Genomic DNA, 255 nt, shown 5'->3' with positions numbered 1-255 from the left:
ACGAAACCTTCAACAAATTGCTGACTATAGTGGTGGCGGTCATACTGCTTATATTGGCCGGCATTTATGCCTTATAACCAATTCTCTCTTTCGAGCCCGACATCAATTTGAGAAAAATGAAATTGAATATTTGATGTATTTACGGCGAATGAAAAGATTGCAAAAATCCTTTGATTACTGGTTAGAGAAAGGACTCAGTATTCAGGTTCAGCGCTATCGGGGTCGGTGTAAATTACTCTTCAAACATAGAGAAAG

1 pseudogene is annotated in these 255 nt (G+C 38.4%); it reads left to right on the top strand.

Annotation, left to right across the window (positions count from 1 at the left end):
* Nucleotides 1-255, top strand: a pseudogene (locus tag HC723_RS17600) (IS66 family transposase); the annotation flags it as partial.

Origin of the sequence: Vibrio sp. S11_S32, assembly GCF_014694465.1 — a bacterium.
GTDB classification, from domain to species: Bacteria; Pseudomonadota; Gammaproteobacteria; order Enterobacterales; family Vibrionaceae; genus Vibrio; species Vibrio algicola.
This window is presented reverse-complemented; position numbering and strand designations above follow the sequence as displayed.